Here is a 7,070-nt window from a genome sequence, read left to right as displayed (position 1 = left end):
TTGAGATATCCAATAATTAGTTGTTCCTGCAGAAGCCGTGGAAGGGGTAGGAGCCGTCGTATTTCCTACTCCGCCTGATGCTACGGTGTACCATTTCAAATTGCTGCCTGTTGCCGTCAGCGGTGAAGCTGTTTGGTTTTGGCAATAATTGATGGGTGTTGTGGCCGTTGGTGCAGCAGGTATTGCATTGATAGTAAATACACCGCTTTCAGAACCCGTCACAATGGGTGATACCGAATTTACCCTAACTTTATAGCCGCTTCCGGTAGCTGTTCCGAAGGGTATGGTTGCAATAAGCGGGCTGCTTGTCCCTACGGTCGTGATATTGGCAAAGTTGTTTCCGGCCGCATCCGAAAGCTGTACTACGTACGAACTTGATGATAAATTGCTTGTGGTAAAAGGAACGCTAATGGTCTGCCCCGCGCAAACAGGGATAGGTGTAACCGTACCTGTGGTGATGGAAGGAGGTGAAGCTGAAGTTACGTTAAGACTGTAGTCTTCTGTTTCTCCATAAGTCAGATTGATACAGGGGTTTGTAACTGCACTGCCTGAACCAGAATTAAAGCTCGAACGGATACGAATTCTAACAATGCCGCTGACAGTATTGGGGATGGTAAAAGACCCGACTGCCGTAGGATTCATGCGAGGCATGGAGGCACTGTCGCTGCGATAAACGCGTTCGCTGAATTCAAAAAAACCATTTTGATTGTAATCAAGCCAAACGGTTACCTGTTGGTCAAAGTAAGTGCCGCTTCCTCCTCCTGTCAGGGCTCTTGCAGTAAAAGTATAGGTATGACCTGCAGTTACATTATAGTTGGTGCCTGTAAAATTGCCATAATTTCCGGGAGAGCAATTGGAATCTAAATTATTATTAATACTGGTTGTCCCTTCTTTTAAAATAAAATCATCAATGACTACCCCAATGGTGCTGCAAGAAGTGGTGTAGGTAGGGATACAGTAATTGAGGGCAGTCGTAATTGTAAATACTGTACTGTACTGGTCAGTTGAATTGGATGCTTTGACGCGATAATAATACGTAGTAAAAGCAGTAGTAGATTGGTCTAAATAGGTAGTAATGTTGGGCGCAATTCCTCCTATTGCCGTATAACCTTCAGTAGCCGAAGTGGTTGAACGCTCAATAATAAATCCTGTTTCATTAGAAGAGTTATCCGTAAAAGTCAAATTCAAACCCGTAGGAACAATGCTGCCGGTAAGATTGCTTGGGACGTTTACGCCCGTGACTGTAGGGCCACAATTTAAAGTATACTGATTTGAAACATCAGTTCGCAACATCAGTCCGTCGTTCATGCGATTGTACTGGCCCGCAGTAAAGAAATTACCGCATGAAATAGGATAGTAAGACATTATATTGGACAGCGAAGGACTGTATAACTGCCCTTGCGGCTGCATCCTACCAAGCTTAGTGAATCTCGTCCGTAGGGATCAGCAGGGGTGTCACAAAGTAAATCTCCTTTAGTGGCACAGTTAGCTCCTTGAAAGACATCACGGGTTACGTATTCGCGATTAGTTTGGTTAGCGTCCGTACTGCTTTGAAATGTATGCAGTAAATTAAAATAATGCCCTAATTCGTGCGTGAGTGTTCGGGTATCTGTGGCATACAATGACTGCACAAATATACGATTGGTTACACTCAATGTACTTGGAAAATAAGCATAACCCGACACGGCAAGGCTTCCAAAAAGTATTGAATTCGTGAAATAGATATTGATGGCATTTGTAACATCATTTGCGCTGCAAAGTGCGGTTTCTTCCGTATTATCGTAATCATAAAAAGCCGTATTATTAATATAGTTGGGAGTACCGCAAAAATAGAATTGAACTCCGCTTCCTACGTTGATATAATAGCGGTTGATTTGGGCGAGTGCCGTATTTAAGTCTGCTAAACTAAGTCCGCCGGTTCCATCGCTTTTTCGTAAAATATGTGCTTTAATCGGAATGTATTGAACGGTATGGTTGGCGTTTTGGAAGGTTTCAGCAAATTGTTGTTTGATTTTAAGAATCCGATTTTCCCGTTCTGCAATACTTTCTGGGCTTCATGAAGGATTCCGCAAGGCATAGTCTGAGCGCTTACTTCATAATGAAGCAATACTATAAGTAACCCAGTTACCCAACAAATAAAATGTAAAATTTTAAATCCCATACCCTACTTTTAGACCATTACTTCTTAAATTCATTCCATTTGACCACAAGAGGTCTCGTCAAGAATTTCCTTACTTGAAAATAAATGATTGAACTTTATGTAGGGTATATGTTTTTTAGGGCAATTACTATGCCAAAAGTTGACTCAGTTTGTAGGATATTGGCCTGTGAAAAATACTTAGAAAAAAAATGCCCTTAATAGCTTGAATAAGACGTAAAAGCTATAAAGATTATACTGAAAATTATAGGTTTGTAGTGTAATCACGACCTAACATTCGCATTTGGCGTGCTATTTGTTGTGTCCGTCTTTGAGTATAAGCAGAAGGGGTTTTTACCGAAAATCGCAAGGGACTTGGCAACACTGCCGCAATCCGGGCAGCTTCAGCACGAGTGAGTGAGCCGGAAGATTTATTGAAGAATCGTTGCGAAGCTGCTTCATAACCAAAAGTCATGTTGCCGGTTTCGGCTACATTGAGGTACACTTCTAAAATTCGTTCTTTTCCCCATATCAACTCAATCAGCAACGCAAAATAGACTTCCAAAGCCTTTCGGAAGTAGTCGCGCCCTTGCCATAAGAACACATTTTTAGCTACCTGTTGGGTGATGGTACTGGCACCTCTGATTTTTTTACCACGAAGATTGTTTTTAAAAGCATTATTCATGGACTTAAAATCAAAACCCCAATGTTGCGGAAATAATTGATCTTCTGATGCAACGACTGACAACGGAGCTTCTTTGGACATCTCTTCGATGGGTGTCCAATCGGAATAAATCTTGCTTTTACGCCCATCGGCAATGGCTTCGACTTTTCTTACCATCATATATGGTGTCAACCAAACCGGAACAAACTTGAGAACAGTGACCCAAATCACCGAAATAGCCACAAAATAAAGCATTGTTTTTAGAAAGATACGGGCAGCTACTGACTTCCAGTTTGCCGATGATTTGGCTTTCGGAGGAACAGCAGGAGTAGTACGAATGCGATTGACAGCCATAAGTAAATTTGTGGTACAGGTAGTTCGCCAGTTAGCTAATGGACAAAAATCGAAAAATCATCCCAATTCTTCAAACTAAAAACAAATCTGATGCGATACGGTCGGCAAATAACTTGCCCTTAGGAGTAAGAAACAGAACGTTGTCGCTCATATGTATCCATTCATTTTCAAAAAACGCCGCTAAGTAGGGTTTTTGTATTTCAAGCAAATCAATTCCCGAAATTTCCTTGATTACACCCAAATCACAGCCCCAAATCGTCCGCAGGCTCGTCAATAAATAGTCATTGACTTGATCAAAAGCAGTTAAGATTTCAGATTCAAATGGTAGGTTTTCCTCTTGGATAGACTTGATATACAGCGCATTATTGGCAATGTTGTATTGCCGAGATGCGCCGTTAAAAGAATGAGCGCTGGGTCCTACGCCTAAATACGGGCGACGCTTCCAATAGCTGCTGTTGTGACGGGCATAGTGGCCGTTTCGGGCAAAATTGGAAATTTCATATTGCTCATATCCGTTGGTGTTGAGGTAGGAAATCATTTGTTCAAACTGCCGAGCGGATAATTCTTCTTCGACGGGTTTTATCTTTCCTTTTTTGAGCCAATTTCCCAGCGCAGTTTGGGGTTCTATAGTCAGATTGTAGGCTGAAATATGCGGAGTGTTTAAGGCTACTGCCATTTCCAAATCCCGTTGCCAGAGCTGTTCGTCAGAATCTTGGGATGATTTATGAATTCCTAATAACCTTTCGCTCATGCCATAAATCAAATCAATCGTCAAATTCTCAAAACCGCTGTCTTGGGCTAATTTGACACACTGTTCTGACTCAACAGCATTATGTGCCCGATTCATAAAACGTAAATACGGTTCATGAAACGATTGAATACCGATACTTAAGCGATTGATAAAGGGTTTTAATTCTGCTATTTTTTCCCTAGTGATGTCATCCGGATTAGCTTCCAGCGTGATTTCTACATCAGATTCAACCTGATAAATGCGATGAATAGCCTCAAAAATTTGACCTAATTCACTTTCTGTCAGTAGGGAAGGAGTACCCCCTCCAAAATAAATGGTTTCTAAAGTGCGTGCAGGTAAATAGTCTTTTTGTAATTCAATTTCCTGACAAATTGCCGTTACTAAGTCCGCTTTTGATTTTAGATGGGTACTAAAATGAAAATCACAATAGTGGCAGGCCTGTTTGCAAAAAGGAATATGTAGGTATAAGTGCATTGGACAAAATTACGCAAATAGCGTCTTGCACAACACAACCATTAGTCGAATTTCCCTTTAAATTTCCTGCTTCAAAGGGTTCCTGTCAGTTTTTTATAGGTCTGGAACAACCTTTGTTTTCTTTAGAACTCAAAGGTCAAATTTAGGCAAAAGCTTGGGGGTAAAGTTGCTTACTGTAAGTGTAAAGTTTTTCATGGGCTTGAAGAGCGGCTACAATCATAAGGAAAAACAATACCAAGAGGAATGAGGCTATCAGTGGATACGGCGTCTCTTGAAGCATGGAGTATTTCAAAATAAGTTTTACTGTAGAATACGTTTAAAAAGTATAAACCCTCCTCCAATATTATAACTGGTAAATGAAAGTTTTCGAAGCATTAATAACCTCCGAACAAATAAGAAAATACCATAAATTAGTGCAATACCTAAAATAGGAAACATAAGCGAGTCACTTATTTGTTGCAGAGCATTTACATTGGTTTTTTGTATAAACTCAAATAAAACCCAAGTCAAAACCGCTGTAAATAATACTTTTGGCCAACTGAAAAATGATTTGAAGTTTTGCCAAAAATAGCGGCGATATTGCCGCGCCACCTGCCTTTCTTTTTCCCTGACCAGTCTCTTAAATCCATATTTTTCAAAAGCAACTAAAACTCCATTAAGGGTTTCATCCACCGACTGTTCCGAATAATTATTCCATCGTTCTTCAATTATGCTGGCAATATGATCGACCAACTCTATCTGTATATCAAAATACTCGACTCCTTTATCATTAACATACCGATAAAGGCGATTAATTTGCTCGGTGGTTAATTCTCTTTTCATGACAGTTTAGGCAAAGGCTTGAGGGTACAAACGATGTTGTTCTTTTAAAAAATAAATATCGGTTTCGTAGCCTGCCCACGTCATGAGCCAAACTACTGAGATAAAAGCACTCATAACCCCAAAAGGGATAGTAAATGAGGCATAAAAGGTAAAGAAAGTGATAGGCAAAATTGAAATTATGGCAGGTGGCTCTGTTCCAAGACTTAGAGTAGAGAGCAGTTGAAGTTTCTTTTTGGAAAAACGCCGAAATAAAAAATAATAAGTGGAATACAAACCCTGAATAATCATCAGAACCCAGTTGCAATACATCACCACTTTGTAACCAAACGTAGTAAAGCAAATCCATACAAATCCGAATAATACAAGCGAGAAGATGATTTTCGGTAATTTCCAAAACTGTTTAAAATAGTTCCACCACATTTTTTGGTACTTTCCCATCATTAGCCGGTGCGCTTTTTGCACCATATCTTGAAAACCAAATAAGCCAAACTCTGCATAAACGTTGGATAACGTCTCTTCAAAAATCAATGAAGGATTTTCTGCCCATTTTTTCTCAATTTCAGAGGCAAGGTGATCGACCAATTCGATTTGTAAATCGTAGAATTTTACGTTTTTACGCTCTACAAATGCATAGAGGCGATTAATTTGTTCGGTGGTAATACTAATTCAAAGTTATTGTGTCGTATTTTTTAAATAAGGGAAACATGTTAGTGAGCTGACTTTACCCTCTTCTTCAAAAAAGTCTTCCACAATCTTTTGAATACGTTCCTGAGCATGTTCTAATGTGTCGAAAATCTTATTTTTCAGCTTCTTACGTATTTCCTTAAAAAAACGCTCTACGGGATTTAGCTCTGGACTAGCCGCCGGTAGTCTCTCAAAAACAAGCTTTTCTTTATCAAATAGTTCTAATTTGTGAGCAGTCGCCCCATCAGCAATAAAAAGGGCCTTTTCAGGTATTCCCGTTTGCCCCATACACTCCTGAATTTTGCTTATAAACCAACTAAAGCATTCGCTATTGAGCTTAGGTAAAAATGCACCAAATCCTTTGCCTGTAAAAGGGCAAAGTGTCAGATAAAGCGGGGTCGCCCGTGCGATAGGTATTTTCGTAGCCGATTTTGATAGGAGCTACCGGTCGATGCCCCATAGGTGCCCACTTACGGCTTAGTTCACTACGAGTACCGGCTCGCAGTTCATCATGGAAAAATATAGCATCATTTTCATAGTCATGCCTCAATTCTTTGAATTTTTTTTAAAATTCTCTACAGCTCCCGGCTGCTGCCGCACATTGACAGGACGCCCTGTCTTTAACTTGATTTTCAGTCGTTTACATAAATCACTTATACCTCCGATTGTATAACTTACCCCTAAATTATTTTGCAAATAGGCTTGAATATCTGCCAACGTCTCTGCTCGGTCATCTAATAAAAATTGCCGTAAATGAGTAATTTGAGTACTACTCAATTTACCCCAATACCCCCAAGCGGGCTTTTTTTGTAAACCGGCAAGCCCGTCCTGTTGATAAATCCGCCAAAGTCGTTGTGATTGACGTTCGCATAGACCTATTACTTGACCTGCTGCTGATTGGGTTTTTGCTTCACCACTTTTCAAAAGACGAATGAAACCTACACGATCGCGAATCAGTACTAAAGTGCTTTTGCGCTCCTGTTCCACTAAATATTCTATACTTTCGACTATTTTTGTTTCATATTTCATTGTACAAAAATACGACTATCTAATTCTAAATTAGTATAATATATCAGTTTGGACTGTTTTACTTGGCTTTTGATAGCTTTGATTTCGCTGACTTTTTTGGCTTTTTACGCCAATAGCATCCGCAGCGGCGGACCGCTTCAAATACTAATAATTCT

The 7,070-nt window shown here is 40.0% G+C and carries 9 protein-coding genes; all 9 read right to left on the bottom strand.

Features of this window, described 5'->3' with window-relative positions:
* Positions 1-1,365, bottom strand: a 1,365-nt coding sequence (locus Q0081_RS31060; RefSeq protein WP_298362895.1) for a GEVED domain-containing protein, incomplete at its 3' end; no start/stop codon positions are given.
* Complete coding sequence (locus Q0081_RS31055) at positions 1,365-1,808, bottom strand: M43 family zinc metalloprotease (RefSeq protein WP_298362900.1); 444 nt, start codon at positions 1,806-1,808, stop codon at positions 1,365-1,367. The genes Q0081_RS31060 and Q0081_RS31055, both read right to left, overlap by 1 nt.
* Before the next feature lie 594 nt (positions 1,809-2,402).
* The gene (gene mtgA, locus Q0081_RS31050; RefSeq protein WP_298362892.1) at positions 2,403-3,155 is read right to left on the bottom strand and encodes a monofunctional biosynthetic peptidoglycan transglycosylase; all 753 of its coding nucleotides are present in this window, start codon (positions 3,153-3,155) and stop codon (positions 2,403-2,405) included.
* Positions 3,156-3,225: 70 nt separating this feature from the next.
* Positions 3,226-4,380, bottom strand: a complete 1,155-nt coding sequence (gene hemW, locus Q0081_RS31045) for a radical SAM family heme chaperone HemW (RefSeq protein ID WP_298362890.1) — start codon at positions 4,378-4,380, stop codon at positions 3,226-3,228.
* Positions 4,381-4,680: 300 nt separating this feature from the next.
* Positions 4,681-5,202, bottom strand: coding sequence for a hypothetical protein (locus tag Q0081_RS31040; RefSeq protein ID WP_298362887.1), 522 nt, complete (start codon positions 5,200-5,202; stop codon positions 4,681-4,683).
* Between the two features lie 6 nt (positions 5,203-5,208).
* Positions 5,209-5,784: a hypothetical protein gene (locus Q0081_RS31035; protein WP_298362885.1), complete on the bottom strand. Its 576-nt coding sequence runs from the start codon at positions 5,782-5,784 to the stop codon at positions 5,209-5,211.
* 90 nt (positions 5,785-5,874) lie between these two features.
* Positions 5,875-6,273 (bottom strand): transposase, encoded by a 399-nt coding sequence (locus Q0081_RS31030; RefSeq protein ID WP_298362896.1) that lies wholly within the window; start codon positions 6,271-6,273, stop codon positions 5,875-5,877.
* Complete coding sequence (locus Q0081_RS31025; RefSeq protein ID WP_298362882.1) at positions 6,224-6,436, bottom strand: hypothetical protein; 213 nt, start codon at positions 6,434-6,436, stop codon at positions 6,224-6,226. The genes Q0081_RS31030 and Q0081_RS31025 overlap by 50 nt, the downstream gene beginning before the upstream one ends.
* Positions 6,433-6,915, bottom strand: coding sequence for a winged helix-turn-helix domain-containing protein (locus tag Q0081_RS31020; protein ID WP_298362881.1), 483 nt, complete (start codon positions 6,913-6,915; stop codon positions 6,433-6,435). The genes Q0081_RS31025 and Q0081_RS31020 overlap by 4 nt, the downstream gene beginning before the upstream one ends.
* Between the last annotated feature and the right edge of the window lie 155 nt (positions 6,916-7,070).

Source organism: Runella sp. (assembly GCF_027484545.1).
GTDB lineage: Bacteria > Bacteroidota > Bacteroidia > Cytophagales > Spirosomataceae > Runella.
Note: the sequence above shows the minus strand (reverse complement) of the source record. Positions and strands in the feature narration are given on the sequence as shown.